This window comes from Sorangium sp. So ce426 (genome assembly GCF_051475585.1).
Lineage (GTDB): Bacteria > Myxococcota_A > Polyangia > Polyangiales > Polyangiaceae > Sorangium > Sorangium cellulosum_B.
On the sequence record NZ_CP150341.1, the window covers coordinates 1,704,441 to 1,730,030 of the forward strand.

Consider the following 25,590-nt stretch of genomic DNA (forward strand, 5'->3'; position numbering starts at 1 on the left):
GCCGCCCGGCGCTTCACGGCTGCCCGCCGGCCAGCGCGCCCTCCCGGACGCGCGCGTAGAGCAGCACGTCGCCGAGCCGCCCGTCCTTCACGACGTGGCGGCGCATCCGCGCCTCGAGCGCGTAACCCGCCTTCTCGAGCACGCGGGCGGACGCCCCGTTCCAGTCGAAGACGCCCGCCTGGATGCGCTCCAGGCCCAGCTGCTCGAAGCCGTACCGCGTCAGCGCGATGACCGCCTCGGTCGCCAGCCCGCGGCCCCAGTAGGCCGCGCCGAGCCAGTAGCCGAGCTCCGCGGTGTTCCGGTGCACGTCGTCGAGTCGCTCGAGGCCGATGCCGCCGGCCGCCTCGCCGGCGACCACGATTGCCAGGGCCTCGCCGGGCCGCGCGCGCGCCGCGCAGTGGGCGATCCAGCCCTCGGCGTCGTCGCGCGTGTACGGGTGCGGGAAGCGATCGCGCAGGTTCGCCCAGACGCGGCGGTCGTTCGCGTTCTTCACGAGCGCGCCGACGTCGGCGGCCGCCCAGGGACGCAGGGTGAACGCGGGCATCTCGAGGATCATGGCGTCGTTCCCTCCGGTCGAGCCTCGCCGGCCCGAGCCTCCGATCGATCGAAGAGCTTCACGAGGATCTCGCTCCCGATGCCGGTCGCGACCATCCGCTCGCGGCGGTTCGAGAGCAGCGCGCCGAGCCACGGCAAGGCGCCGCCGTCCCCGAGCGGGAGCTCGAGGCCGTCGTCCCGGCGGAGGACGAGCTGGATGAACGGCCCGGCGTAGTAGCCGAGCCCCTGCAGCCGCCCGAGATCGTGCACGACCTCGACCTCCGGCCGCGCGCGGGCGAGCGGCTCGCTCACCTCGGCGACCCAGCGCTCGGCGCGCGCGAGGAGCTCGGGGCCGAGGCCGAGGGACCGCGCGGCCCCCACGAGATCCGCCGCGCGCCGCGGCAGATCGACGCCGGCCTCGCGCAGGGCCGCCTCGGACGACCCGGGCTCGTGCGCCTTCGCCCGCCGCGCCATCGCGCCCGCGTCGACGCCGCGCGCGCCGAGGCTCGCGCGGACCAGCGACGTGTCGGAGAGCACGACGCGCAGCCCCGCGGCGCGGAAGCCCGCGTGCGGCAGCGCGCGGACGAGGTCCGCCCAGACGACGAGGTGCTCGAGCAGGGCGCGCCGCTCGCACGCGTCGTCCTCGCCGCGGCCTGGCGAGCGGGCCGCCGTCACGAGGGCGAACAGGCGGAAGTGCGGCGTGAAGCCCGGCTGGGTCGTGGGCTGCATGCGCAGGACGCGCTGGCTCGCGCAGAACCGCAGCGGCTCGCCGCCCCGGGTCCCGCGCCGGCGCCGCGCGGCGTGCAGCGCGAGCCCCGTCGTGGGATCCGCGGCGACCTCGGCGAAGCGGACCGTCGCGAGCACGTTGTTCGGCTCGACGCCCGCGCACGCCGTGGCGCCGAGCGGCCCGATCGGGGCGAGATCCACCGCCTCGAAGCCCGCCGCCGCCGCGTACGCCGCCGCGTCGAGGGCGTGCAGCCGCCGCGCGTCCGCCGTCGAGGCGTGCGTCATGGGCGCGCGCTCCGCGTGGTCGAGGACGTCGGCGAAGCCCCGCCGCAGCGCGCGCCGGCGCAGGCAATGGAGCAGGAGCGTGGTCAGCTCGTTGCCGGGGAGGTCCTCGGCGAGGAGCCGATCGAGCGGCTGACCGGCGTGCGCCTCGGCCGCGCGGCGGGCGATGCGCGACGAGAGCTCACCCGTCTTGTCGCCTTCGAGCGGCCGCAGCGGGGGAGCGGTGGGCCGCTCGCGGGCGGTGGGCCGCTTGCGGGCGGTCGACAGCCTCGGGTCGTCGGCGGTGGGCATGGCTGGCTCCTCGTCGACACGGTGCCCCGGATCTGGCACCCTGGAAAGGGCCAGCGAAGCCGATCTCGATGGTGCCAGCGCGCTCCACCTCCCACGCCGCCCACGCCTTCCTTCACCTGCAGCGCGGCGCGCCGGCGACGCTGGCCGCCCAGCTGGTCGAGCAGCTGCGCCGCGCCGTGCTGGACGGCGTCCTCCAGCCCGATCACCCGCTCCCGTCGTCCCGCGAGCTCGCGCGGGAGCTCGGCGTGTCGCGCAACACCGCCGTGGCGGCGTACGAGGCGCTGGCCGCGGACGGCACCATCGTGGTGCGCCCTCGGCGGGCGCCGGTCGTCGCGCACGTGCCGGCGCGCGCGGGGTGGCAGGGCGCCGCCCGCGTCCCGCCGGCGGCGGCCGCGCCGCGCACGTCGAAGAGCGCGCGGCGGCTCTCGGCGGTGGTGCCCCCCGACAAGCTCGACGCGCTCCTCGGCGGCCGCGCGCGGTCGCGCCCGTTCGGGGTCGGCCTGCCGGACCTCGAGCTGCTCCCGTGGCGCATCCTCGAGCGGTGCCTCGCGCGCCGCGTCCGCTCGATGTCGGCGGCCGACGCGCTCGATCACGATCCGCGGGGCGCGCCGCTGCTCCGGCGCGCGGTGCTCCACCACATCGCGGTGGCCCGCGGCGTGCGCGCGACGGTCGACCAGGTGTTCATCACGGAGGGATCCCAGGCCGCGGTGGACCTGTGCTGCCGCGCGCTGCTCGACCCGGGCGACGCCGCCTGGGTGGAGGACCCGGGGCCGCTCGCCCTCCGCGCGGCGGTGCGCATGGCGGGCGCGCGGCTGATCCCGATCCCGGTCGACGAGGACGGGCTCCGGGTGCACGCCGGCGCGCATCGACGTCGGGGCGCCCCGCGCGCGCGGGTCGCCTTCGTGTCGCCGGCCTACGCGTTCCCCTCGGGGGCGCGGCTCACGCTGCCGCGGCGCATCGAGCTGCTGTCCTGGGCCGCCAGGGCGGGCGCCGTGGTCGTCGAGATCGACTACGAGGGCGAGCTGCGGTTCGACGGCACCCCGCTGCCCTCGCTCCTCAGCCTCGACCTCGAGGGCGTGAAGGATCGCGTGATCCACGTGGGGACCTTCAGCCGCTCGCTGTTCCCGGGCCTGCGGCTCGGCTTCATGATCGTGCCGCCCGCGCTTGTGCGCGCCGTGGCCCTGGTGCGCGCGGCGTCGACCCGCTCGCCGCCCTACCTGCTGCAGGCCGCGCTCGCCGACTTCATCGACGAGGGCCACTTCGCGCGCCACCTCCGGAAGCTGAAGCAGGCGACGCGGCGCCGGCGCGACCTCTTGCTCGCGGAGCTCGGGCTGCTCTTGCCGAGCGCCGTCCGGGCGCGGGCGCCCGCGGGCGGCTCGGTGCTGACGCTCGACCTGCCCGCGGGCGCGGACGACGTCGCCATCGTCCAGGCGCTCGCGGCGCGGGGCGTGGACGCGCTGCCGCTCTCGCGCAGCACGGCGGCGCGCGCGCCGCGCGCGCCCGGGCTCATCCTGGGGTTCGGCGCGCACTCGGAGGGCGCGCTCCGGGACGCGGCGCGGACGCTGGCGGCCGTCGTGACGCAGGCGATCGGCGCGGGCGAGGCCGGCGCGCCGCCGGGGTCGCCGCCGCGATAGTGCTTGTCCCCCAGGATGCGGGTACCGCCCGTCGTGAGCGAGCGCCGCGCCCACCACCGCGCCGTACGAGCAGGGCTCGTCCGCGATCCGGCCCGCTGGTCCGGGCGCGTTCCGAGGAGCACGCCGAGGCACGCCATCGCCGTGTCACCTCCTGCCACACCTGACACCTGTCACACCCGGTCGGTGTGGCAGGCCCCCCGGCGTCGCAGAACGGGCGCGCGAGCGCCAGAAGCAGGAGCGGACCGCGCGCATGCGGAGATCGCGCGGGTCCTCGCCGCGAGGACGGGCTGGCATCGAAGTCGCAATCCGCGAGCCCCGTGACCTCGTTGACGGAGGAGACATTCATGCTGCTCAAGAAGATCGTGGGGATATCCGTGCTCATGCTGTCGGTTGGCTCGGCTTTGGGCTGCGGCGGGCTCGAAGGTTCGCAGGGGACCGACGTGGAGGAGGTCGAGGCGCTCGCCAGCCCGATCGAGAACGAATATCAAGGGTTCGGGTGTGTCCCCGTGGCCATGTCGATGTTCGAGATGGAAGCGTACGGCGTCGGCTCGTCCTGTTCCCTCATCGGGCGGAAGAAGAACGCCGAGAGCCGCGCGATCGACGCGCTCGAGGCCCACGCGGAGAACGAGTGTGAGGCGATCCGGGACGACAACCCGGAGGTCTGGGACATCCTCTGTCGGGAGATCTGCGAGTTCAACGGGTACGACGAGACGACCGGCACGGGGATGTGCTCGTACGAGGTGACGGACACGGACACGTGGGAAGAATCCGGCTGTGCCCTCGGCTCGCGGCAATACAACCAGCAGGAGGCCACCGTCCAGTGCGGCTGCGACTGCCTCATGGACCTCTGAGGCCGAGCGCGCGAGCGGCCCGGCTTCGCCCCCGGCAGGGCGATGCAGCGACGTCGCCAGTCCCTGGCCAGACGGCTGGCGGGCGGCGCTAGCGGCCGCCGGCGACGTCCAGGAGGGAGCCGGTGCAGTAGGAGGACTCGCTGGAGGCGAGCCACAGGATGGCGTGCGCGACCTCCTCGGGGCTGCCGGCGCGGCCCAGCGGCAGGCTCGCCTGGAGCCGCTCGACCCGCCCTGGATCGCCTCCGCTCGCGTGGATGTCGGTCGCGATGATCCCCGGCCTCACGGCGTTGACCCGGATCCCCTCGGCGGCGACCTCCTTCGCGAGGCCGATCGTGAGCGTGTCGACGGCGGCCTTCGAGGCGGCGTAGTCGATGTACTCGCCCGGAGAGCCGAGCTGCGACGCCCGCGAGGAGACGTTCACGATGGCGCCGCCCTTGCCGCCGCGGAGCGTCGACATGCGCCGGACCGCCTCGCGCGCGCACAGGAAGCTGCCGACGACGTTGGTCGAGAGGATGCGCTCCACGCGCGCCGCGGTCATGTCCTCGAGGCGCGCCTGCCGGTCGACCACGCCCGCGTTGTTGACGAGCGCCGCGATCGGGCCGAGGTCGCGGTCGACGGTCTGGAACAGGCGCACGACGTCCTCTTCGCGGCTCACGTCGGCCGCGATCGCGAGGGCGGCGCCGCCGTGCGCGCGGATCTCGTCGACGACGCTCGCCGCGGCGCCCTCGTCGCGCAGGTAGCTCACGGCGACCGCGTAGCCTCGGCTCGCGGCGAGCAGCGCGGTGGCGGCGCCGATCCCGCGGCTGCCGCCCGTGATGAGCATGATGTCGGCCATGGCGCGGGAGCCTACGCGAGCCCGCGGCGAGGCGGCGCGCCGTCAGCCCCGCGGTCGCGCCAGAGCATGCCGCCTTGGAAACCGGAGAAATCAACCGGCAAGCCGCAAGGGGCGCCAAGGAGAGATGAAAATGAACCGCCAAGTCGCCAAGGACGCCAAGAAGACATCAAAATCTTGGCGTCCTTGGCGACTTGGCGGTTCAACTTCTTGCTTGGTAGTTCAGCTTCTTGCTGTTTGCATTGGGCTTCAGCCCGTTTGTCGCTCTAGACTTGGGTCTGGTCGCCGCATCCACCTCGCGACGCGGCCGCTCGTCCCATGGCCCCGATCCGCCTGTTCGCCGCCGCCTCCGTCGCCGTGCTCGTCTCCGCGTGCGCCGGCCGGACCACGGCGGTCCCTCCGGCCGAGTCGGCCTTTCCACCTGGCCTCCCGGCCCCCTTGCCGGAGCGCGCGCCTGCCACGGGGGAGCCTCAGGCGTGGCCCCGCGCCGCTGCGACCGACGCCGTGGAGCCCGCCTGGGCGCCGCCGATCGTGCACACCCTGGCCGTGCTCACGGTGACCCGCAGCGTGGAGGCGGTGCTGTGGCCCGAGCCTTTCGCCGACTTTCGTGCGGAGCGATGGGGATACCACTACGGCGAGGCGCTCACGAAGCCGCCGATCTTCGACGCCGCTCAGCCCGCCTTCCGGTGGGATCACGACCCGTGGCCGATCAACGTGGTCGGCCACGGCCTGCTCGGGAGCGAGATGTACCTCAGGGCGCGGATATGCCGCTTCGGCGCCCCGGCCGCGCTCGCGTTCGCCATCGCCGGCACGCACCTCTGGGAGTACGGCTACGAGGCCAACGGCGTCCGGCCCTCGGCGCTCGATCTGGTCTACACGCCGCTCGCCGGGGTCCTCCTGGGCGAGCTCCGGTACGCGACCTGGCGCGCGGCGGGGGGCATCGAGAGCGGGCCGGCGCGCCTGATCCTGCGCGCGCTCATGGATCCGTTCGGCGAGATCGAGCGGGGCGCCGGGGTCTTCGGCTGCTAGGCCCCGCGCTGCGCGAGCGACTTCGGTGTTCGTGGTGCCGCTGCGGCGCGTGCACGACCCCGGGGCGAACCTCCCATCCCTGCGAGGTCATTCAACACCCTCTCCTTCGTCGGCGAATCTCGTAGGCGCCCATGTCGGGAGCGGCTCCCGCGACGCGCGGATTCCCGTCCAGATCCGTCCTTGGCAGGCCACGAGTGAGGAGCCCGGCATCCCGGGCGGGCGAGGAAGCCTGGAGGTGCAGATCGCCGCCAGCAGGGGCAACGAAGAGGGGATCCTGGTCGATATTGCCCGCGCCCGGATAGCCGCCCATCACGTCGCTGTAGGTGATCACGGCCGTTCCGGGGCCCGCGATCTCATTGGGCGAGTCTCCCCAGAGGATTGAGTTGAGCACCGTTGTGGTCCCGGAGGCCACGTAGATCCCGCCGCCATCCGAGGGGGGGGTTGAAGCCCTGGGCCTGGTTGCCGTAGAAGGTGCAGTGCGTCACGTCCAGATCGCCGTCCGCGTAGATCGCTCCGCCTTGCGCCTCGATGTCGTTGAGGCCGCCCGCGCCGTTCGCCGTGTTGGCGAAGAAGACGCTGTTGGTCACGCGCGCGGTGCCCGTGGCGTTGATCGCTCCACCCCTCGTCGCGGTGTTGTTCGCGAACAAGGAGTCGAGCACCGTGAGGTCGCCGACGGACGAGATTCCGCCGCCCAGGTTGCCGGTGACGCTCGACCGGAACATCGCCAGGCTCCCGCTGACGCTGACTACATGCTGCTGGCGTGCGTCCGAGTCATTACCGTCGATCGTCGAATCGGCCACCTCGACGCTGCTGTTGGAGGCGCGGAGCGCGGCCCCGCTGAAGTCGCTGACGTTGCCGGAGAAGATGGAGCCAGAGACCCTGAGCTCGCTGTCGGAGGACAAGATCCCGCCCCCGCTCCTGCCGAAATTCCCCTCGAAACGGGACTCAACCACCTTCGCGCTGCTGCCGTCACGGACGGCGAGCCCGCCCCCTGATGGGTTGGCGAAATTGAAGGAGAAGATGGATCGCACGACCTTCACTTCGCCACCGAGCGTGATGCCCAGCCCACCGCCCTGTCCGCCGCCGCTGCTGATGGAGGCCTCGTTGTTGAGGAAGCTGACCTCGTGGAGGGTCACGTCGGCCCCCTCGATCCACAATCCACCTCCGTCCCTGGACGCGAGGTTGTTCTGAAAAACCACCCTCTTGACCTGCAGACTGCCCCCCTGGATCAGCATCCCGCCGCCGTCCGGGTTGATCGCGTCGGTCGTGCCGTTCTGGCAGGTGAAGCCCTCCACCCGGGTGCCATGGGGGACGTCGACCAGCATCAGACACCGGCCGCCCGGCCCGAGGCTCGGATCCACGAGCGTCGCGTCCGGCCCGGCGCCGATCAGCGCGATGGACTTGCCGGTCCACGCGATGGATTCCGGGTACGTGCCCGTGGCGACGCGGATCCTGTCGTGGTTCCCGGCCGCATCAACGGCGGCCTGGATCGTCGGGTAGTCCTCCGGCACGTCGATGGTGCGTGCGCGCGCAGCGCGCGACCCTGCGACCACGACAGCCAGCGCGACGAACGCTGACACGGCTCTTCGTTCCATGCCCATCCTCGGCCCCCTCCGTGAGAAAGGAATGCAGCGCGCGCGGAGGCGTCTTGGGCGTGGATCCGCTCAGCATCGCACGCAGCCCTTCCGCGCCTTTCCAGTTTGTCAGCTCGCGGTACGACTGCCATGCGCATTTTCCTGGTTCCAAGAACGCTCTCACCTGACGTCATTCAGCGCTTCATCAAGTCCTCTCTTCCACGTAGCTCGTTGTGGGAATTCCCACCCTGCGCCTCGTGACCGGGGTGGTGGGCATCGGAGGGGCGGCAGCGCAGGCGAGCGCGTTGAGGCATGGCTCGTCACCTCCGCGACGAGCTCGTCGGAGGCGGCGGCGCCTGGGACACAAGGATCAGCTCCGCCGGCTTCCCCGCCGGCTTCAAGGTGACGCTCTACGACGTGCTCTGGAGGGATTCGACCCAGTCGCGCGTCCTCACGGCAGACGGGGACGTCAGTGACATCGGCCTCGACGAGATGACCTCGGGCTTCACCATCGAGCGCCGGCAGGAGCGAGCGTCACGCGGCGGTCGTGGACGGCTCCGTCGCGCGTCACCCAGACCTCACGTTGGTCGGGATCGCGCGAGCTGCCTCTGGTTCGGGATGTTCACTCGCTTTCTACGCAGATGGCATCACCGAGCTCGCGAGAGTCGGTCGCGCGGATGCCGCAACCGTAACCTACGCCGTCGATGGAGCCCCCTCCACCGATCCTCGCAATCCCCCAGTACCCGACGTGAGTGCATATCTCATCGGAGTAGGCGGACGCGGTAGCAAAATCCACGTGCTCGAAGCCTTCCAGGCACTGATCTCCGCCTCTCACTACCGCAAAGGTAGTCCCGCCGATGTCAAAGAGCTGGTAGTTGGGTTTGCAGAGGACGTAGTCCAGCTCGCGGGTGTCGTTGGCATGCTGCTGGCAGTTGTTCCACGGGCCGTCTATCGAACTCCCGTCCGCGAGACGAAAGACTCCTGAATAGGGGAGCTCATCGCAGCTGGCGATAAACGTCCAGAAGGCGTCGACTGGGAGCAGCGGCGTGTATCCTACGGGGCAAGTTTCTCCTTCATATACTCCAAATTCCACCGCTTGAGCTTCAGCGGGTGCGCTCAGCGAGATGACTCCGCCGACAAGGCCGCAGATCAGGGCGCCCATGGACGTCGTGTGACGAGTGTGTTTCATGTGTCAACCAATGTGCTGTTATGATGGGTTATGTTTCCAAGCCAAGCGCGTGGCCAGGCGCAGGGATTCATTGGTGCGTCTTGGTCACGCCGCAAGATGCGCTGTGGGCTCCGCAGCGGAGAGCCCGTCCCGTGCTTCATCTGCCAGCGCGGAGGCATCATTCTCACAAGCGGAAACGCTGTCAATGTCTAAACGAGCGTGTTGTTTTCATGGATATCTCTGGTCGAGGTGAAAATGGCAATCGGGTCCTAGCCGCTCGGTCAGTAGAACAGGCCCTGCCTTCAGCCGGGCTCTGCAGTTCGCTCGTGGGTCCCAGAGCTCGGCGAGGCGCGTGCCGCTCGCGATCTCGTCTCCCTTCACGGCAATCGCCAGCCTGGAAGAGCCGCAGCGCCCGCGCGCGACCCTCACGCTGGAAGGATCGGCCCGGAGCACCGCGGCGGATCATCGAGGCCAGGTTCCATCCGCCGTGATGCCCTCCGCAGCGGCGGTGCCGCATGATGAGCCCGCTGCAGCCCGAGGTACGGAGGCAGGCGCATCCGGCCCACCCCGCAACCGCGCAAGGATCACGTCCAGAGTATGCAGCGACACCGTGGGCGACGCCAGACGGCGGGCTGGAACGGCGGCGTTCGAGAAATGAAACGGTGCTATCGAGCGCGCTGACGTTGCGAGATCAGAGCAAGCGCCCGTTCCGTGTGGCTCGCCTCCAGCATGCTGATGATGGAGTGGACCGCCTGGATCATGTTGAGGAGCGCTCTCTTGGGTACGTCCCACGAGCGCGCGAAGGGCTCCGAGCTCCCGGGAAGGTCGATTCGCGTGAGGACCGCCACGACCTCCCCGCGATCCTGCAACACACGGGTCCTGTGACATTCAGCCGCGACGGGAGGCCGTCGGCCGGTATGGCGGGGTGGAAGGCTACTCGAGTGTGACTTTCACAAAGGTGGATCGACTGGCGATGTCGCGCAACGCTCGAACAAACTGCCCGTCGCGGAGCCGATGCAAGGACTGTGTGTTGACGAGCTTGAGCTCACATTCGCCCGGCCACCCAGGGCCGCCGTTCAGGCCGTCCCAGAAGGCGTCGAGGTTCCGACCAAAGTACGCCGCACCTTCCGGCTCTGCCGCAATGACGTACGCGGACCAGAAGTCTGCTTCTGTCTGGACGGGGGCGCAGTCGACGACGATCGATCGCATGTCTTCTCACTGTTCCTCGATGGGTCAACGAAGCCGCCTGACCAGGTCTGTCGAGATCGTCGCCTCTCGTGGCCTCCCCCACGAAAGGTCGCATGAACCGGCTCTGCGCCGCAAGGCCCCGATGCTGTCCAGCGCCATGGGGTAGGTCCGTCGAGCACCGGCGGCGGTCGACGCCTCCCCAGGGGGCCGGGGCGCCCTCCGCCGCCACATCGCCCGCGATGAAGGGCCTGCGGCATCACCGGTTCACCGTACAGTTACGCTGTACGCGCTGGTTGACATCGAGCACCTTGCGCGATCCGCCTCCCTCCTGGAAAAATGACGCTGTATCAACAACTTATCCATGGTTCGAAGGGGCCGCTCTCACGCCACGGCCCGCGGGCTTCGCCGTCGCTCTGGCGCCCGCTGCTGAACGACGGTATTGGGGATCGAAGATGCATCCTGCCTTCGCCAACATTCGATTCGGCCCCTTTGCGAGCGCCTACCACGCGGCAGCGATGACCCCGGAGCTCAAGGAGGCGCTCGGCGCATTTCTGGAGAAGGAATTGCTGCCGCAGGTCGAACAGCCCTTCGAGTCGACGAGCGGAACCCTGGTGGCGGCCTACGACGCCGAAAGGTACTGCGGTCCGAACAGCGCGGTCCGCGACATCTACAAGTTCGAGTTCGCGTTCCATCGTTCGTCGGGCGATGACACGATCAAGGTCGATCTGGTGTTCCATGCGCAGGCCAGGGCGTTCTCCGCAAGAAGGAACAAGCCGCTCTACCTCTGGACTCCCGCCCGCCGCGATCGATACGAGGCGGAAGGTCGACAGCTCCAGCACCTCTGCGGCTGCATCGCGAGGCACGAGGGCGTGGCGGCCGTTTGCCCCCTGTGTTCGGCGGTGCTGCGCGTCCACGATTCGCCAAGCCTATTCGATGTGAGCTGCCCGAGCCGCTGCTTCAAGTACAACTATCATCGAGATCCGGCGAACGGGCAGTTTCTGCACGGTCACTTCTTCCGGAAGGAGCCCGGTGATGTCTGACCCCCGCTCCTGTCGGTTGTCGGGCAGCTGGTACACGGCGCCGTCCTCACGCCGATCTTCCTTGTGGTGAGGACATGAGACGTCGAACGACCACCGCCGTTGCCAACCCACGATGTCGACCCGCGCGAGCCTTCGCCGGCAGCGCGTGGAGGCCTGGACACGATCGCGAGCGCCCCGGTGCACCGGCCTGGTATCGTGCCCGGAATGAGCATCCGGCACAGCGCCGTCTGGGGACGAGGTCGCCTGATCGTCATCGCGGGATCCGAGGGGCACGTGCTCCGCTCGGAGGACGGCGGCCAGCGCTGGAAGAGGATGCAGACGTCCACCCGCCAGGATCTGAGCGCGCTCGCAGGCACCGGCGCGGCGCTGATCGCCGCCGGACACTGCGGGACCCTGCTGTCCTCGCGCGATGACGGGCAGCGCTGGTCCGACGTGAGCTGCGGCGCAAACGCGGACCTGCGCGGCGTCGCCCTGCGGGACGACGGCGAGGCCATCGCGGTGGGGCTCGGCGGGACGGTGCTCCGCTCCGGCGATCACGGCCAGACCTGGGGAGCCGGGGCGAGCCCCGGAGACCTCTGCCTGGAGGCCGCCGCGGTCGACGCCGAGGGCCGCTTCGTCGCGCTGGCGCTCGAAGGACAGCTCGCCACCCTGCAAGGAGCGGCATGGACGCGCCACAAGGTCCCGGGCCGGAGTCCGAGGGCGCTCTGCGCGCGAGGCGGGCTCGTTATTGTGGGCGACGGCGACGGCCATGCCCACGCGAGCCGGGACGGGGGCGCCTCGTGGGAGTCGCATTCCACCGGGACCGGGCGCTCGATCAAGGCGCTGTGGCTCGGCGCCGCGGGCCTCGTGATCGCGTCCGGCGAGAGCGGCATCCTGACGGTCAGCGAGGACGAGGGCCGCACCTGGAGGCGCACGGCGCTCCGGTCCGATCAGCACCGCTGCGCTGCGTGGGGCGATGACCAGGGCGCGATCTGGTGCGTGGGAGACGGCCCTGCCGCCCGATCCCTCGATGGCGGGAAGAGCTTCGTCAAGGTGCCAGTCCAGGCAGGGGACGCGCCGCTCGACGGGCCCTGGGAAAAGGTGCCAGTCCGGGGGAAGCTCCGGGGTCTCTGGGCGCATGGCCAGGGGAGGGTCGTGCTGGTGGGCGACGGAGGCACCGTCGCGCGAACCCACGACGGCGGCCAGACCTGGGAGAGGAGCGCCGTGGAGGACGCCGGCGCGCTGATCTCCGTGTGGGGCAGCGGCGAGACGATCCTGGCTGTCGGCGAGGGCGCCTCGCAGATCCGGACCGAGGACGGCGGGCGCTCCTGGATAGAAGTGGCAGGCAAACCTGGCGGCGCCTCGGTCCACGGGCAGGGCGAGACAAGGGCGTTCGCCGTCATCGAGGGTCGGGTCTGCCGCCTCGTCGCGGGCGGTTCACGATGGCTGGAGCTGGAGGTCCCGCGCGAGCCGCGCCTCCGCGCCGTCTGGGCAGGGCCGGAGCAGCGCGCCGTGGCGGTCGGCTCCGGCGGGACCATCGTCCGCACGATCGACGACGGCGCCACGTGGGAAGCCGCGGAGAGCGGCAGCTCCCGCGATCTGTCCGCCATCTGGGGCAGGGGTGACGAGCTCTTCGTGGCTGGCGGACAGGGCGTCAGCGACGTGCTGCGCTCTCGAGACGGCGGCGCGACCTGGGAGGTGCTGGCCCAGGTCTCCGGCAGCCTCAGGAGCCTCTGGGGAGACGACGCCGGCACGCTGTGGGCGTGCGGCGCGCGCGGCGTGCTCCTGCGATCCATCGATGGGGGCCACACCTGGCGAGGCGAGGCGTCCGGCACCTGGGGCACCCTGTTCGAGGTGCGCGGAGACGGGGGCGAGGTGTGGGCGCTGGGAGAAAACCTCCTGCTGCGCCGGCGGCATCGGGCGTCGACAGATTAACTGCCCGCACATTCCTGAGAAATACGCTCGAAACAGAGCGATTGCTACACCAGGGAGAGCCTCCTCGACGCGCTCGGTGAGGGGGGCTGACGCGACTCCATGGCACCGCGCTCTTCCCTCCGGCTCAAGATCGTCACCTCCGAGACGACAACGCACACCCACTGTCCTTACTGCGCCTTCCAGTGCGGCGTGGTCATGACGGATCGCGCGGACCACGCGGGGGCGATCGACGTCCGACCGGACGACGATTTCCCCGTCAACCGCGGGCAGATGTGCATCAAGGGGTTCACCTCCGCGGCGCTGCTCGATCACCCCGAGCGGCTGACGGTGCCGAAGATCCGCGGGCGCGCCGGCCGCCTCCTTCCGGCGCGCTGGGACACGGCGCTCGATTTCGTCGCGGAGCGGCTCCTCCGGCTGCGCGAGCTCCACGGCCCCGCGGCGCTGGCCGCGTTCGGCAGCGGCGCCCTGACGAACGAGAAGACCTACCTCCTCGGCAAATTCGTCCGCCTCGCCCTCCAGTCGCCGAACGTCGATTACAACGGCCGCTATTGCATGTCCTCGGCGGCCGCGGGGCAGAACAAGGCGTTTGGCATCGACCGCGGCCTGCCGTTCCCCGTGTCCGATATCGCCCAGACCAAGGCGCTCCTCCTCTGGGGCGCGAACTGCGCGGAGACCCTGCCGCCGATCATGCAATGGATCTTCGCGCAGCGCGATAGCGGTGGCGCGCTCATCGTCGTCGACCCGCGGCGCACCGACACGGCGCGCGCCGCGGCGCTCCACCTCCAGCCCACGCCCGGGTCCGACCTGGCGCTCGCCAACGGCCTGCTCTACCTCGCCCTCGAGGAGAAGCTCGTCGACACGGCGTACATCGCCGCGCGCACCGACGGCTTCGACGATCTCCGGCGCGCGGTCCTCTCGTACCACCCGGCGCACGTCGAGCGGCTGACCGGGGTCTCCACGCAGGATCAGCTCAAGGCCGTGCGGATGCTCGCCGAGGCGCCGAGCAGCATGCTGCTCTCCGGCCGCGGGCCGGAGCAGCAGTCGAAGGGGTCAGACACCGTGCTCTCCTTCATCAACCTGATGCTCGCGCTCGGCAAGGTGGGCAAGCCGTACAGCGGCTATGGCTGCCTCACCGGACAGGGCAACGGCCAGGGCGGCCGCGAGCACGGCCAGAAGGCCGATCAGCTCCCGGGCTACCGGCATATCGAGGACGCCGAGCACCGGGCGGCCATCGCCCGCGTCTGGGGCATCGACCCCGCCGAGCTGCCGGCCAAGGGGAAGAGCGCCTACGAGCTGCTCGACGCGCTCGGCCCCGACGGGGGGATCCGCGCGCTCCTCGTGTTCGGGTCCAACGTGGCTGTCGCGTCGCCGAACGCGCTCAACGTCGAGCGGCGGCTCGCCTCGCTCGATCTGCTCGTTGTCTGTGACGCCTTCGCCAACGAGACGGCCCGGGACGCCCACGTCCTCCTCCCGGTCGCCCAGTTCGCCGAGGAGGAGGGGACGATGACGAACCTCGAAGGGCGGGTGATCCTGCGGCAGAAGGTCCGCCCCGCGCCCCCCGAGGTGAAGACCGATATCGAGATCTTCTGCGAGCTCGCGCGCCGCCTCGGCGCGGGCAGGCACTTCCAGTACACGTCCGCGGAGCAGGTGTTCGACGAGCTGCGCCGGGCGACAGCGGGCGCCAGGGCGGACTACAGCGGCATCACCTACGACAAGATACGCCGGCACCGAGGCGTCTTCTGGCCGTGTCCGTCGGTCGAGCACCCGGGGACTCCGCGCCTCTTCGCCGAGCGGTTCCACCACCCGAACGGCCGGGCGCGGTTCCACGCGGTCCACCACCGCCCCGCCGCCGAGCTCCCCGACGACGCCTATCCATTCTACTTCACGACGGGCCGCTACAAGGAACACTACAACTCCGGCGCCCAGACGCGCCGGGTCTCCAAGCTCGAAGAGGCCAGGCCCGAGCCGAAGGTCGAGGTCCACCCCAGGCTGGCGGCGCGCCTCGGCGTCGTCGAGGGCGACTGTCTGCTCGTCGAGAGCCGGCGAGGGGCGGTCACCTTCCGGGTCGCGGTCGTGCCTTCGATCCGGCCGGACACGCTCTTTGCTCCGTTTCACTGGGGCGGCAGGAAGGCCGCCAATGTCCTCACCGTGCCGGCGCTGGACCCGACCAGCCGGATGCCGGAGTTCAAGGTGTGCGCCGTCAGGGCGCGCCGGGTCTCGGAGTCGAACTGATGCGAAGGAAGGACCTTGTCATCGTTGGCAACGGCAACGCGGCGTGCCGCCTGCTCGACGAGCTGATGTCGCGCGGCGCCAGGGACCGCTACGACATCACCGTCTTCGGCGAGGAGCGGGGCGGCGCCTACAACCGCGTCCTGCTCAGCAAGGTGCTCGCAGGGGAGGCGCCCGACTCCATCGTCACGAAGCCCCCCGCCTGGTACGAGCGGAACGGGGTGCGGCTCGTCAGCGGCACCTCCGTGGCGCGGATCGACACCGCGTCGAGGGCGGTCGTGGCGGCGGACGGCGCGCGCCACCGATACGACGTCGCCGTGCTCGCGACCGGCAGCCAGCCGCTCGTCCCGCCGCTCGAGGGCATGACGACCTCGGACGGCGATCTGCGGCCGGGCGTCTTCGTGTACAGGACGATGGACGATTGCGTCCGGATGCGCGGCTGCGCGCGGGCGGGGGACAACGCCATCGTTGTCGGCGGCGGGCTCCTCGGCCTCGAGGCGGCCAAGGTGCTGAGCGACATGGGCCTCCACGTGACCGTCATCCACGTCGCGAAGAGCCTCATGAACGCGCAGCTCGATCAGATGGGCGGCGACATGCTCGAGCAGCACATCGAGCGCTGCGGCATCTTCGTCCGCACCGGGCGCACCGTCGAGGCCATCTGCGGGGAGGAGGCGGTCGAGGGCTGTCGCCTCGACGACGGCAGCGTCCTGCCGGCCGACATGGTCGTCCTCGCGTGCGGCGTCCGGCCTCGCGTCGACGTCGCGCGCGCCTCCAACCTGCCCATCAACAAGGGCATCGTCGTCAACGACACGATGGCCACCCAGGTGCCCGGCATCTACGCGATCGGCGAGTGCGCGGAGCACCGCGGCAGGCTCTATGGCATCGTGACGCCCATCTGGGAGCAGGCCGCCGTCCTCGCCGACGTCCTGACGGGCGCGAACCCGCAGGCGCGCTACCGCGGCACGAAGCTGTACACGCGGCTGAAGGTGGCGGGCGTCGACGTCACCTCGATGGGCAGCACCGAGCCGGAGCTCGAGAGCGACGACGTGCTCCAGGTCGTGGAGACGCGGAAGAGCACGTACCGGAAGCTGATCATCCGCGACGGGCGATTGTTGGGCGCCCAGTTCGTCGGCAACACCGCGGCCGCGGCCACGCTCGTGCAGCTCTTCGATCGCAACGATCCGCTGCCCGCCGATCCGCTGGAGGCGCTCTGCGCCGGCGGCGGCGCGGGACCGGCGGCGCAGGCCGAGCGCGTCGTCTGCACCTGTCACAAGGTCAGCGAGGCGACCCTCCGGGAGGCCATCGAGGGCGGCGCCTGCTCGCTCGAGGCGGCGTGCGCCGCGACCAGGGCGGGGACGGGGTGCGGCTCCTGCCGCGGCGAGGTCGCCCAGCTCGTGGCCCGGCACGCGCCCTCGCCGGAGGTCGCCGGCGGCCGCGCCGTGGCCGTCGGATAACGTGGAAAACACGCCGCGGGGAGCCGAGCGGCGCGGAGGCGCCCTTGGCGCACGAGGATCCGCCCCGCTATAGACCGCGGCGCATGCACCGCACGCCGCGCGAGCGCCTCCACGAGCTCTTCACCAAGGTCGACGCGTTCTTCGCGAGCGCGAGCGCCCGCCACGGCGAGCGGATGGCCTGCCGCACCGGGTGCAGCGACTGCTGCCGGCGGCGGTTCTCGGTGACGTCGATCGAGGCCGACGCGATCCGCGAGGCGCTCGCGGCGCTCCCGGAGGCCGACCGCGAGGCGCTGGCCGAGCGCGCGCGGGCGGGCGATCCGGGCGTGTGCCCGGCGCTCGACGGGGAGGGGAGGTGCGCGCTTTATGCGGCGCGGCCGCTCATCTGCCGCACGCACGGCCTGCCCATCCGGTTCGCGCCGGCCAGCGAGCGCGCGCTGCCGGTCATCGACGCTTGCCCGAAGAACTTCGTGGGAGAAGACCTCCACGCCGTCGAGGCGTCGTCGGTCCTGGACCAGACGACGCTGTCGACGGTGCTGGCCGCCCTCGACATGGCGCACGCCGACGCGGCGGGGCAGCCGCGAGGGCAGCGCGTCGCGATCGCCGCGGTGCTCTCGGGCGAGGGGTAGCTGCCGCCGAGCCGCCGGCCTGATGACGGGCAGATCGGGTTCGGCTGAGCGAACGCCCTCAGCGCCCCCACGCCCCCACGCCCCCGCGCTCGGCTGTGCGCGTTGGACGTGGCACATGGCGGACGGTGGTGCAGGCTCATGTTGGCCCATTATGGCTGACACACTTTGGCCGGGTCCTTGGTGGCTCCCGATAGTTCCCCGAATTTTTGGCAAATCCAGGTTGGCCCGCGGGTTGCTTTTAGGTGGTGGCCCACTCTGGACCGGTAGCAGGTCATGGCACACGCCGCCGTCGATCCGGGAGGGGCAGCTTATCTGGAGGATAGAATGACCAAGACGATCAGAGGGTTTGGGTCGGTGGCGGCGGCTGGCGTGGTGTTCGCGGCCTTGCTCAGCGGTTGCGGCTCGCAGGGGGCCGATCGCGGGCCGGACGTCGGCTCGATCAGCTTGCCGCTCGCGGCCGATGCGCCGTCTGGAGCGCGGTATCGGCTCCGCGACGCCACGTTCGAGATCTCGAACGGTTATTACTACTACGAAGACGAGAATACCTCGGCCATGGCTGTCGGTGGTGGCTACGGAACCGTGGTGACGGTCAGCAGCGAGGATCAGGATCCGAACGAGAGCTCCCTCCTCGTCGATCTGGAGCAGGGAGGGTACAGCGTCACGCTCCTTCCGGGCTGGCACTTCGAGAAGGTCGAGGACGGCACGGTGACGGATCCGAACGTGGAGGCCACGCTGCTATCGCCGCAACGGGTCTACGTGTACGTCTCGCCGCGTTCGACGACCTGGGCCGAGTATGCGTTCGGTATCGGGAGCAGCGAGCTGTGGCTCAACGGCAAGGTGAACCTCGGCGTCAGCGTCTACGAAGATCCGGACGACTACTACTACGGCGGAAACGTGACTGCGGTCGGAGTCGGGGGCGCGGGCGGCGGCGACTACAGCTCTGGATACAGCGCGGCGGGGGTCGGCGGCAGCGGCGGTTATTAGCGCTGGCGAGGGGAGCGGAGCGGAGCGAGCGACGTCATCGCCCGTCAGCGAGGGCTGCACTGCACGACGCAGAAGGCCGTGGCGCCCTTGGCGCGGGCGCTCGCCTCGCACGACCTCTTCGCTTGCTGCGACGCCATGAAGCGGTCTTTCGCCGAGCCGTTGCCGAACACCATCTGATAGTTGCACGCGCCCGCGAAGCCGCAGACGCGCACGGACGCGCTCGCCGTACACCACCAGGACGTCCCGCCCGCCGCGCCTCCGTTGCTCGGGCTTCCATTCGAGGAGCCCTCGCTCGGGGAGGCGGGCGTCCGCGCCGCTGTCGACAGAGGCGCCGGCGCCTCACCCGTCTCGTCGTCGGCAGCAGGCGACGGCGCCTCGCCCGCGGCGCGGTCGCCGGTCGACGGGTCTTTGCCCGCCGCCTCGCCGGCCTCCTGGTCGGGGCGAAGCGGGGTGCTCGTCGACGTGGGCACCACGGGCGAGACGCCGCCGGCGGTCGACACGCCGGAAGGCGTGGTCTCGACGACGGTTTGCTCCGGCGAGGCGCTCGCCACCAGGTACACCGCGCCGCCGATCACGAAGATGGCGCCCACGCCCAGCGCGAAAAGCCCGCCGAGGACGATGAGCACGATCACGAGCGGCGACAGGCCTGACTTCGGGCGCTGCGGCGGCGGTGGAGGGTAGTAAGGCGGCGGCTGCGGAGGGTAGTGATGCGGCGGTTGCGGAGGGTACTGAGGCGGCTGCTGGGGAGGGTACTGAGGGCGCCCTGGACCGAACATCCCGCAGTCATAGCGCAGCGGAGCCGTCCGCGCTGCGTGAGACGAACACCCACGCTGTCGGCGAACGAGCGATGTCGCGTCTCGCTCGCGCCGGACGAGCCCGCCCGCAGGGGCGCTGTCCGCGGTGGTGTCGCTCCGGAGCCGGCGGAGCGGCGCTCCGCGGCCCGCTCACACCCAGCCGGTCGTGGCGCGCAGGAGCAGCCCGAGCCCGAGCGACGCGCCGTTCGCGAGCGCCGAGGCCGCGATGGCCTGCGTGGCAGGCAGCTCGCGCAGCGCGAGCCGGTAGACGCCGAGCTCGAGCATCACCGCCCAGAGCTCCGAGAGGGCCAGTCGCGCCGTGGCGCCGATCGCGAGCGCGGGGAAGATGAACCACACCGCCGGGTGACTCGCGAGGTTGGCGACGACGACGAGCGCGGCGCGGCGGGCTCGTGACCGCTCCGCCGCGCCGAGCAGCGGTGAGGCGACGGCGAGCTCGATGAGCAGCGTGAACGCGAACGCGCGCGCCCAGGCGGCCACCAGCGGATCGGTGAAGACGCGGCTCATGGCGCGGCCGGCTGCGCGGCGATCTCCGGCCCGCCGCGGTCCACCCCGCGCGCGCGCCCGGACCGCTCCTGGCGCGCCTCCGCGGCGCGCCGGCCGACGTCGCCGCGGACATAGAAGTACGCGAGCAGCGCGAGCTCCAGGTACCCGTGGAAGGAGGCGAGCGAGAGCACCAGGTTGCGCGCGCCGAGCGCGCCGCGCAGGGCGCCGAGCAGCACCAGGCCGGCGAGGACCGCCACAGCGGCGAGCCCTGCGTCCCCGAAGTCGCGCCGGAGCGAGCGCGCGGACATGCGGAAGGTGGTTGTCCGCTGGCCCAGGTGATCTTCCTGGGGAATGAGCAGCAGCCAGACCGCGTAATGGACGGACTGCAGGAACGCATAACATGCGGTGAGCGCGACCGCGGAGCGGGTCGGCAGCCCGGGAGCGAGCCAGTCGCTCGCCAGGAAGAGGTGCAGCCCGAAGGCGTCCAGCCACCCCGCGCGCAGGGTGAGCGAGGTCATCGCCCCGCCCGCGAGGAGCGCGGTCCCGGCCAGCACGAGCCCGAGCGGCCAGGCGACCGCGCGCGCCCGGCGGCGGAAGAGCGCGAGCCACAGCGCGAGCGCGACCAGGTTGTGCGCGTGCGCGAGGACGAGCCGGAAGCCGCGCGGCGCGGCGAGCGCCGCCGCCGACAGCGCCACGGCGGCGGCGGCGGCCAGCGCGGCGCGCCGCCACGCGCGCGACGCGAGCGCGCCGGCGACGACCGCGGCGCCGAGCCAGACGGCGAGCAAAGCGTGCTCGGCGCGGAGCAGCGCCGCGGCCGAGCCGAAGAGCTCCTGGGCGCCCCGCAGCCCCAGGAGCGCGGCGCAGGCCGCCCAGACGACGCCGCGCCACCACGACGGCAGCCCGCGCCGCAGCACGAGGTAGCGCACGTCGGCCGCGACGTGCAGGACGCCGAGCAGGACGGGCCCGAGCACGAGCAGCGCGCTCGGCGCAAAGACCGCCATGGTGAAGGCGCCGAGCGCGTTGGCCGCGGCGACGGTGGCTATCCTGCGATCGGGGCGCGCCACGACAGCGATCGCGAGCTCGCTCCGGCGGAGCAGGCCGAAGAGGCGCCGCCGCGCGCCGTCGAGCGGCGCGACGCCGCGCTCGAGCAGGCGGGCCACGCTCGCGGGCGGAGGACCGGGCGCACCCACGGTCGACGCCCGGTTCAGCGGCGCCGGCGGGCGGTCACGAGCGCCGCGGCGCCGCAGAGCAGCATCAGCCCCGCCATCGCGCCGCCCGAGGCGGCGCCGCTCATGGCGCAGCCGCCGTCGTCCGATGACGCCTTGTCCGCGCCCGCGCTGCCGGCCGACGCCGAGCCCGCGCCCGAGGTCGACGTCGAGCTCCCGCCCGAGGAAATGCACAGATTGCAGTCGTATTCCATCGTGGTGAAGCCGCCGTCCTCGCCCGGCAGCGTTCGCTGGCACTTCTGCTTCGTGCACGTGCCAGGCCCGTTGCCCTCGGGCCCTGCGTTGTTACAGCTCGATCCCGGCGTGTCGCACGCGTCGGGCGGCGGGATGTCCGCCCGCGCTGAAGAGGTGACGAGCGGCGCTGCGAGCAAGGCGGCGATCGCCACGAGGCACGAGGGCTTCATCATCCCGCCACTCTCTGCTTTTCTCCGGAAAACTTCAAGAGCGGTGCCGCCGATCTACGCTCGTTAGTTGCCGTTAGTTGCCGTTAGTTGCCGCTCGGGCGTGGTGACAGCAGCAGGCGGGCGGGATAGTCTCCGCGCGATGCTCACGATCCGGCGCCGCCAGTCGGCGATGTTCGCGCAGATAGCGGTCGATCGCTTCGTCGGCGAGCTCTCAGCGCACTTCCGCGAGCACTTGCCTCGGCAGTTCGGCGCCCTGGGCGAGGAGGGGGTGCGGGAGGCGATCCGATACGGGATTGGGCGGGCGCGGTCGTACCGCATCGAGAGCGAAGCCGGAGTGCGGGTGTTCGTGCAGCTGATGTTCGTGTTCGGGCCGGCGTTCGATTCGGACCCGAAGCTTCCGTGGGCGTCCCGGTGCCTGAGCGGCGGGGGGGACGAGCGCGCGCGGGTGGGCAGGCTGCTCGACGCCGCCACACGCTCGCGGAGGCAACGAGCGTGAACAACGAGGGCTCGGGGGAACGGCGCCTGTCGCGGTGGACCGCGGTGATCGCGAGCTGGGCCGCGGCGGGTGACGACAATCTCCAACGCTACCTCGATACCGTCGTGACCCCGGAATGGGTCTTGAAGATCGCCACGAGCCCCAAGCTCGGCCAGACCTCGATCTCCTGTAGGCAGGCGCTGGCGCAGAGCGTCGCCCGCGATGATTGGCAGAGGCCACGCGTCCAGCTCGGTCAGGCGATCTCGGTCGCCAAGACCGCCGAAGGCCGGCTCGGGTTCGAGGAAGGCACGCTCGGCGCCTGCGTGCGCTACGGCGGCAAGTTCTTCATCGTGAGCAACGCCCACGTGTTCGGAGCGGGTTCAGGGCTCGACGACAGCGAGGGCTCCCTGGCGGTGGTGTCCGGCGAGACCATCGTCGCCTGGACCCGGCAGTACTCGAGGATCACGCGCAAGGGGGGGAACTTGTATGATGTGGGCTTGGCCCAGCTCGTCCCCGGCACCAAGGTCGAGGCCCACCCCCTCGTCCGAGGGCCCGTCCGGGATCTCGATCAGGAACCGCTGGAGAAGGGCGAGGTGCTGAGCATGTGGACCGGGAGGGGGCTCGTCTGCGGCACGTTCGATTTCGTCGACGAACGTAGACAGTGTTCCTTCGGCGGCAATCTCTATGCGCGCTTCGTCAACGTCGCCGTCCTGAAGAGCCCGAACCCCGTCTCGGTGGCCGGCGAGTCGGGCGGCATCTGGGTGGACAGCCAGGGGCGGCCGGTTCTCCTCAACAATTATGGCAGCGAGGAGGCGGGCGCGGACGGATGGACCGGCGGCGGCCTGCCCTTGTGCTGCACGGTGGGCAGCACGATGGAGTGGCTTCGACGGACGCTGGGCGACGGCGTCACGCTCAGCTTCGACGCGCTCGACGTGCCCGAGAGCGACGAGGAGGCTGCAGAGGGCGCGTTCGATTACCGCCGACACGCGCTCACGGAGCTGGATGCGGCCCTGAAGGGCGCGAAGCCGCCCAAACCCGACGCTGCTCTCGAGCGCGCCCTGGATGAGCACTACCAGCAGGGAGCCAAGGACATCCGCGAGAAGCACACGGTCGTCGAGCTGACGCATCTGGCTCCCCGGCTGCGAGCGCAGATGATGCAGGTGAGGTACGACCACCAGGAGAGGATCGAGGCCGCGAAAGCGAAGCCGGCAGCGACGGCATCGGCAGCTTGGCAGCAGCCCGACCACGAATTCGGTGGGTCCCAGCAGGCCGGGCACCGCCACGTTGACTTCGACAGCTGGGACGAGGTCGAGGAACACGGGGGCGGATTCGTCGGCCACACCAACGCAGGCGACTTCGACAGCTGGGAGGAGGCGGAGAACCCGGTGGGCGGATCCGTCGGCCACACCAACGCAGGCGACTCCGACAGCTGGGAGGAGGCGGAGAACACGGTGGGCGGATCCGTCGGCCAAGGCAACCCCGAGAACCTCGACGTCGACTGGCCTTGGTGAGCACCGACGGGGGCAGCGCTCCCTGGCCGCAATCATGACACGCAGAGCCATCGCCGCGTCCCCCGAGGACCGATCCGCGGTGGCGAGCCGTCGCGAACGAGCTCGCCCGCCTGGCCCTTGCCAAGAGAATATACCCGGGTAATATTATCGCCGTCATGAGCGATCCGCCGACGTTGCCGACGTTCACCGCCTTCGCCGGCGCCGAGCGCGTCGTCCGCGGCACGCTGGAGGAGACGCTGCGCGAGGCCAAGCGGCGGCTCGACGCGGATCCGGAGCTCCGGCTCCTGATCTTCGAGGACGCCTCGGGGAAGCAGGTCGACTTCGACCTCCGGGGCACCCTCGATCAGGTCCTCTCGCGCGCCAGGCCGGAGCGCCCGGCCAGGGCGGGCCCCGGGCGCCCGAAGCTCGGGGTCGTCTCGCGCGAGGTGTCGCTCCTGCCCCGCCACTGGGCGTGGCTCGAGCGCCAGCCGCAGGGGATCTCGGCCGCGCTCCGCAGGCTGGTCGAGGAGGCCAGCAAGCGCGCCCCGGACGAGGACCGCGCCCGGGAGGCCCGCGCCGCCGCCAGCCGCTTCATGTGGGTCATGGCTGGCGACCTGCCCCTGTTCGAGGAGGCGTCGCGCGCGCTCTTCGCTTCGGACAAGCGGCGCTTCACGGAGCTCACCCGCGCCTGGCCCGCGGACGTGCGAGAGCACCTGAACGAGCTCCTGCGCGAGGGCGGGGCCTTCCCTGAAGCGCGCGAGGGCAAACCGCGGCGAACAAGGTAGCCGTGGCCGCCGAGCCGCCATCCACGAGACGGTCAGATACTACCCGGTAAAATATATGGACACCAACATCGAAGTCGAAGCGCCGTCCGCGCCGCGCGGCGTGCACGACATGACGCAGGGCAAGCCGCGCGCGCACGTCGTGCGCGTCATGCTGTTCATCCTGGCCGGCATGGCGATCCAGACCCTCTATGGCCTGATCGACATCTACTGGGTGGGTCGCCTCGGGAAGGAGGCCGTCGCCGCCGTGGCGGTCTCCAGCAACCTGATGTTCGTCTCCCTGGCCGCGACGCAGATGCTCTCGGTCGGCTGCGTGGCGCTCGTCTCGCAGGCGGCCGGGAGAAAGGAGCACGGCGAGGTGCAGCGCCTGTTCAACCAGGTGCAGAGCCTCGCCACGTGGGCGGGCGCCGTCTTTCTCGTGCTCGGCCTCGCGCTTCACCGCACGTACGCCGAGAGGCTCTCGGGAGACGCCATGACCGCCGAGCTCGCGAGCAGCTTTCTGCTCGCGTTCATTCCGGCGCTCGCGCTGCAGTTCACGATGGTGGGGCTCGGCTCGGCCCTGCGCGGCATCGGCGACATGAAGCCGGGGCTCGTGGCCCAGACCGCGAGCGTGCTGCTCAACATGGTCCTCGCGCCCTTCCTCGTCTTCGGCTGGGTATCGGGGCGCCCGCTCGGCGTGTTCGGCGCGGCCCTCGCCACGCTCCTCGCGACCGCGGCCGCCGTCGTGGGGCTCGCCGTCTATCTGCTGCGCGGCAAGACCTTCCTTCGCCTCCGCCTCGCCGACTGGCAGCCTGACCTCGCCACATGGCGAAGGCTGGTGGCCATCGGCTTGCCCTCGGGCGCGGAGTTCTTGTTGCTGGCCGTCACCATGGGCGTGATCTACGTGGTCACGCGCCCCTTCGGCTCGGAGGCGCAGGCCGGGTTCGGCATCGGTCTGCGGCTGATGCAGGCCGGCTTCATGCCTGCCGTGGCGATCAGCTTCTCCGCTGCGGCGGTCGTCGGCCAGAACTACGGCTCCCGCGCCTACGCTCGCGTCCGCGAGACCGCGCTCGAGAGCGTGAAGCTCGTGCTCGGGTTCATGCTCTTCTTCACCCTGGTCTGCCAGGTCTTCCCCGCGCAGCTCGTCGCGCTCTTCTCGCCCGCGCCAGACGTCGTCGCGGCCGGCGTCGACTACCTCCAGGTGACCTCCTGGGGTTACTTCGCGAGCGGCATCGTGTTCGTCTGCGCCGGCGTCTTTCAAGGCCTCGGCAACACCTGGCCTTCGCTCGCCGCCTCGGGGGCGCGCGCGGTCGCGTTCGTCCTCCCCGTGCTCGTCCTGAGCGCGCGGCCCGGCTTCCGCATGCACACCATCTGGCTCGTCTCGGTCGCCACCACGCTCGGCCAGCTCGGGCTCCAGCAGATCCTGCTGCGGCGCGAGCTCGCCCTCAAGGTGCCCGTGTCGCAGTGACGCGCCGCCGGGGGGGCGCGCCGCCATGGCGCGCGGCACGAAGCGCGCGAGGTTCGAGAGGATGTAGCTGCCGAGGCCGTGGATGGCGTATCGCCGTTCGCGAGAAGGCTCG

General features: G+C 71.2%; 24 protein-coding genes. 13 read left to right on the forward strand and 11 right to left on the reverse strand.

Going from position 1 to position 25,590, the window contains the following annotated elements; all coding sequences use genetic code 11:
* Positions 1 to 13: 13 nt before the first annotated feature.
* Together WMF44_RS06395 and WMF44_RS06400 are read right to left on the reverse strand one after the other, a co-directional pair.
* Positions 14 to 556 (reverse strand): GNAT family N-acetyltransferase, encoded by a 543-nt coding sequence (locus tag WMF44_RS06395; protein WP_437298227.1) that lies wholly within the window; start codon positions 554 to 556, stop codon positions 14 to 16.
* Positions 553 to 1,833, reverse strand: a complete 1,281-nt coding sequence (locus tag WMF44_RS06400) for a hypothetical protein (protein ID WP_437298228.1) — start codon at positions 1,831 to 1,833, stop codon at positions 553 to 555. The genes WMF44_RS06395 and WMF44_RS06400 overlap by 4 nt, the downstream gene beginning before the upstream one ends.
* 68 nt (positions 1,834 to 1,901) lie before the next feature.
* Between WMF44_RS06400 and WMF44_RS06405 the strand changes: the two genes are divergently transcribed.
* Together WMF44_RS06405 and WMF44_RS06410 are read left to right on the forward strand one after the other, a co-directional pair.
* Positions 1,902 to 3,467: a PLP-dependent aminotransferase family protein gene (locus WMF44_RS06405; protein ID WP_437298229.1), complete on the forward strand. Its 1,566-nt coding sequence runs from the start codon at positions 1,902 to 1,904 to the stop codon at positions 3,465 to 3,467.
* A 344-nt stretch (positions 3,468 to 3,811) separates the two neighbouring features.
* Positions 3,812 to 4,318, forward strand: a complete 507-nt coding sequence (locus WMF44_RS06410) for a hypothetical protein (RefSeq protein ID WP_437298230.1) — start codon at positions 3,812 to 3,814, stop codon at positions 4,316 to 4,318.
* Positions 4,319 to 4,406: 88 nt separating this feature from the next.
* Here the strand turns inward: WMF44_RS06410 and WMF44_RS06415 are convergent, their stop codons facing one another.
* Entirely contained in the window at positions 4,407 to 5,153 is a 747-nt protein-coding gene (locus tag WMF44_RS06415) for an SDR family oxidoreductase (protein ID WP_437298231.1), read from the reverse strand.
* A gap of 315 nt (positions 5,154 to 5,468) precedes the next feature.
* On the opposite strand from WMF44_RS06415, the gene WMF44_RS06420 reads away from it, so the two are divergent.
* Entirely contained in the window at positions 5,469 to 6,179 is a 711-nt protein-coding gene (locus WMF44_RS06420) for a DUF3943 domain-containing protein (protein WP_437298232.1), read from the forward strand.
* A gap of 91 nt (positions 6,180 to 6,270) precedes the next feature.
* Here WMF44_RS06420 and WMF44_RS06425 read toward each other — a convergent pair whose 3' ends face one another.
* The 4 genes from WMF44_RS06425 to WMF44_RS06440 form a co-directional block, all read right to left on the reverse strand.
* A complete protein-coding gene (locus tag WMF44_RS06425; RefSeq protein ID WP_437298233.1) occupies positions 6,271 to 6,510 on the reverse strand; it encodes a choice-of-anchor Q domain-containing protein in 240 nt (79 codons plus the stop codon).
* 22 nt (positions 6,511 to 6,532) lie between these two features.
* Positions 6,533 to 7,774, reverse strand: coding sequence for a hypothetical protein (locus tag WMF44_RS06430; protein ID WP_437298234.1), 1,242 nt, complete (start codon positions 7,772 to 7,774; stop codon positions 6,533 to 6,535).
* Between the two features lie 601 nt (positions 7,775 to 8,375).
* Positions 8,376 to 8,915, reverse strand: a complete 540-nt coding sequence (locus WMF44_RS06435; RefSeq protein WP_437298235.1) for a hypothetical protein — start codon at positions 8,913 to 8,915, stop codon at positions 8,376 to 8,378.
* Between the two features lie 939 nt (positions 8,916 to 9,854).
* Complete coding sequence (locus tag WMF44_RS06440; RefSeq protein ID WP_437298236.1) at positions 9,855 to 10,130, reverse strand: barstar family protein; 276 nt, start codon at positions 10,128 to 10,130, stop codon at positions 9,855 to 9,857.
* 218 nt (positions 10,131 to 10,348) lie between these two features.
* Between WMF44_RS06440 and WMF44_RS06445 the strand changes: the two genes are divergently transcribed.
* The 6 genes from WMF44_RS06445 to WMF44_RS06470 all read left to right on the forward strand — a co-directional run bounded on the left by WMF44_RS06445 (position 10,349) and on the right by WMF44_RS06470 (position 18,356).
* Positions 10,349 to 11,149 carry a hypothetical protein gene (locus WMF44_RS06445; RefSeq protein ID WP_437298237.1) on the forward strand — a complete coding sequence of 267 codons (801 nt, stop codon included), beginning with the start codon at positions 10,349 to 10,351 and terminating at the stop codon, positions 11,147 to 11,149.
* 204 nt (positions 11,150 to 11,353) lie between these two features.
* Positions 11,354 to 13,063: a WD40/YVTN/BNR-like repeat-containing protein gene (locus WMF44_RS06450; RefSeq protein ID WP_437298238.1), complete on the forward strand. Its 1,710-nt coding sequence runs from the start codon at positions 11,354 to 11,356 to the stop codon at positions 13,061 to 13,063.
* Positions 13,064 to 13,162: 99 nt separating this feature from the next.
* Positions 13,163 to 15,295 carry a molybdopterin oxidoreductase family protein gene (locus WMF44_RS06455; protein WP_437298239.1) on the forward strand — a complete coding sequence of 711 codons (2,133 nt, stop codon included), beginning with the start codon at positions 13,163 to 13,165 and terminating at the stop codon, positions 15,293 to 15,295.
* Positions 15,295 to 16,746, forward strand: a complete 1,452-nt coding sequence (locus tag WMF44_RS06460; RefSeq protein ID WP_437298240.1) for an FAD-dependent oxidoreductase — start codon at positions 15,295 to 15,297, stop codon at positions 16,744 to 16,746. Before WMF44_RS06455 ends, WMF44_RS06460 begins: the two co-directional genes overlap by 1 nt.
* A gap of 83 nt (positions 16,747 to 16,829) precedes the next feature.
* Positions 16,830 to 17,372: a YkgJ family cysteine cluster protein gene (locus tag WMF44_RS06465; protein ID WP_437298241.1), complete on the forward strand. Its 543-nt coding sequence runs from the start codon at positions 16,830 to 16,832 to the stop codon at positions 17,370 to 17,372.
* A gap of 324 nt (positions 17,373 to 17,696) precedes the next feature.
* Positions 17,697 to 18,356 (forward strand): hypothetical protein, encoded by a 660-nt coding sequence (locus tag WMF44_RS06470; protein ID WP_437298242.1) that lies wholly within the window; start codon positions 17,697 to 17,699, stop codon positions 18,354 to 18,356.
* Between the two features lie 44 nt (positions 18,357 to 18,400).
* Here the strand turns inward: WMF44_RS06470 and WMF44_RS06475 are convergent, their stop codons facing one another.
* The 4 genes from WMF44_RS06475 to WMF44_RS06490 all read right to left on the reverse strand — a co-directional run bounded on the left by WMF44_RS06475 (position 18,401) and on the right by WMF44_RS06490 (position 21,287).
* Entirely contained in the window at positions 18,401 to 19,132 is a 732-nt protein-coding gene (locus tag WMF44_RS06475; protein ID WP_437298243.1) for a hypothetical protein, read from the reverse strand.
* A gap of 168 nt (positions 19,133 to 19,300) precedes the next feature.
* On the reverse strand, positions 19,301 to 19,675 hold the full coding sequence (locus WMF44_RS06480; RefSeq protein WP_437298244.1) for a hypothetical protein: 375 nt from the start codon (positions 19,673 to 19,675) through the stop codon (positions 19,301 to 19,303).
* Entirely contained in the window at positions 19,672 to 20,844 is a 1,173-nt protein-coding gene (locus tag WMF44_RS06485; RefSeq protein ID WP_437298245.1) for a hypothetical protein, read from the reverse strand. The genes WMF44_RS06480 and WMF44_RS06485 overlap by 4 nt, the downstream gene beginning before the upstream one ends.
* Before the next feature lie 14 nt (positions 20,845 to 20,858).
* The gene (locus WMF44_RS06490; protein WP_437298246.1) at positions 20,859 to 21,287 is read right to left on the reverse strand and encodes a hypothetical protein; all 429 of its coding nucleotides are present in this window, start codon (positions 21,285 to 21,287) and stop codon (positions 20,859 to 20,861) included.
* A 136-nt stretch (positions 21,288 to 21,423) separates the two neighbouring features.
* Here WMF44_RS06490 and WMF44_RS06495 point away from each other — a divergent pair, with 136 nt between their 5' ends.
* The 4 genes from WMF44_RS06495 (at position 21,424) to WMF44_RS06510 (ending at position 25,478) form a co-directional block, all read left to right on the forward strand.
* A complete protein-coding gene (locus tag WMF44_RS06495; RefSeq protein WP_437298247.1) occupies positions 21,424 to 21,780 on the forward strand; it encodes a hypothetical protein in 357 nt (118 codons plus the stop codon).
* Positions 21,777 to 23,270 (forward strand): hypothetical protein, encoded by a 1,494-nt coding sequence (locus WMF44_RS06500; RefSeq protein ID WP_437298248.1) that lies wholly within the window; start codon positions 21,777 to 21,779, stop codon positions 23,268 to 23,270. The genes WMF44_RS06495 and WMF44_RS06500 overlap by 4 nt, the downstream gene beginning before the upstream one ends.
* A 155-nt stretch (positions 23,271 to 23,425) precedes the next feature.
* Positions 23,426 to 24,034 carry a DUF2239 family protein gene (locus WMF44_RS06505; RefSeq protein WP_437298249.1) on the forward strand — a complete coding sequence of 203 codons (609 nt, stop codon included), beginning with the start codon at positions 23,426 to 23,428 and terminating at the stop codon, positions 24,032 to 24,034.
* Between the two features lie 55 nt (positions 24,035 to 24,089).
* Positions 24,090 to 25,478 (forward strand): MATE family efflux transporter, encoded by a 1,389-nt coding sequence (locus WMF44_RS06510; protein ID WP_437298250.1) that lies wholly within the window; start codon positions 24,090 to 24,092, stop codon positions 25,476 to 25,478.
* Positions 25,479 to 25,590: the final 112 nt, after the last annotated feature.

What these genes read in the sequence shown, in the direction of transcription:
- WMF44_RS06395 (WP_437298227.1), bottom strand. Translation starts at nt 556, where the DNA reads ATGATCCTCGAGATGCCCGCGTTCACCCTGCGTCCCTGGGCGGCCGCC.
- WMF44_RS06400 (WP_437298228.1), bottom strand. Translation starts at nt 1,833, where the DNA reads ATGCCCACCGCCGACGACCCGAGGCTGTCGACCGCCCGCAAGCGGCCC.
- WMF44_RS06405 (WP_437298229.1), top strand. Translation starts at nt 1,902, where the DNA reads ATGGTGCCAGCGCGCTCCACCTCCCACGCCGCCCACGCCTTCCTTCAC.
- WMF44_RS06410 (WP_437298230.1), top strand. Translation starts at nt 3,812, where the DNA reads ATGCTGCTCAAGAAGATCGTGGGGATATCCGTGCTCATGCTGTCGGTT.
- WMF44_RS06415 (WP_437298231.1), bottom strand. Translation starts at nt 5,153, where the DNA reads ATGGCCGACATCATGCTCATCACGGGCGGCAGCCGCGGGATCGGCGCC.
- WMF44_RS06420 (WP_437298232.1), top strand. Translation starts at nt 5,469, where the DNA reads ATGGCCCCGATCCGCCTGTTCGCCGCCGCCTCCGTCGCCGTGCTCGTC.
- WMF44_RS06430 (WP_437298234.1), bottom strand. Translation starts at nt 7,774, where the DNA reads ATGGAACGAAGAGCCGTGTCAGCGTTCGTCGCGCTGGCTGTCGTGGTC.
- WMF44_RS06435 (WP_437298235.1), bottom strand. Translation starts at nt 8,915, where the DNA reads ATGGGCGCCCTGATCTGCGGCCTTGTCGGCGGAGTCATCTCGCTGAGC.
- WMF44_RS06440 (WP_437298236.1), bottom strand. Translation starts at nt 10,130, where the DNA reads ATGCGATCGATCGTCGTCGACTGCGCCCCCGTCCAGACAGAAGCAGAC.
- WMF44_RS06445 (WP_437298237.1), top strand. Translation starts at nt 10,349, where the DNA reads ATGAAGGGCCTGCGGCATCACCGGTTCACCGTACAGTTACGCTGTACG.
- WMF44_RS06450 (WP_437298238.1), top strand. Translation starts at nt 11,354, where the DNA reads ATGAGCATCCGGCACAGCGCCGTCTGGGGACGAGGTCGCCTGATCGTC.
- WMF44_RS06455 (WP_437298239.1), top strand. Translation starts at nt 13,163, where the DNA reads ATGGCACCGCGCTCTTCCCTCCGGCTCAAGATCGTCACCTCCGAGACG.
- WMF44_RS06460 (WP_437298240.1), top strand. Translation starts at nt 15,295, where the DNA reads ATGCGAAGGAAGGACCTTGTCATCGTTGGCAACGGCAACGCGGCGTGC.
- WMF44_RS06465 (WP_437298241.1), top strand. Translation starts at nt 16,830, where the DNA reads ATGCACCGCACGCCGCGCGAGCGCCTCCACGAGCTCTTCACCAAGGTC.
- WMF44_RS06470 (WP_437298242.1), top strand. Translation starts at nt 17,697, where the DNA reads ATGACCAAGACGATCAGAGGGTTTGGGTCGGTGGCGGCGGCTGGCGTG.
- WMF44_RS06475 (WP_437298243.1), bottom strand. Translation starts at nt 19,132, where the DNA reads ATGTTCGGTCCAGGGCGCCCTCAGTACCCTCCCCAGCAGCCGCCTCAG.
- WMF44_RS06480 (WP_437298244.1), bottom strand. Translation starts at nt 19,675, where the DNA reads ATGAGCCGCGTCTTCACCGATCCGCTGGTGGCCGCCTGGGCGCGCGCG.
- WMF44_RS06490 (WP_437298246.1), bottom strand. Translation starts at nt 21,287, where the DNA reads ATGATGAAGCCCTCGTGCCTCGTGGCGATCGCCGCCTTGCTCGCAGCG.
- WMF44_RS06495 (WP_437298247.1), top strand. Translation starts at nt 21,424, where the DNA reads ATGCTCACGATCCGGCGCCGCCAGTCGGCGATGTTCGCGCAGATAGCG.
- WMF44_RS06505 (WP_437298249.1), top strand. Translation starts at nt 23,426, where the DNA reads ATGAGCGATCCGCCGACGTTGCCGACGTTCACCGCCTTCGCCGGCGCC.
- WMF44_RS06510 (WP_437298250.1), top strand. Translation starts at nt 24,090, where the DNA reads ATGGACACCAACATCGAAGTCGAAGCGCCGTCCGCGCCGCGCGGCGTG.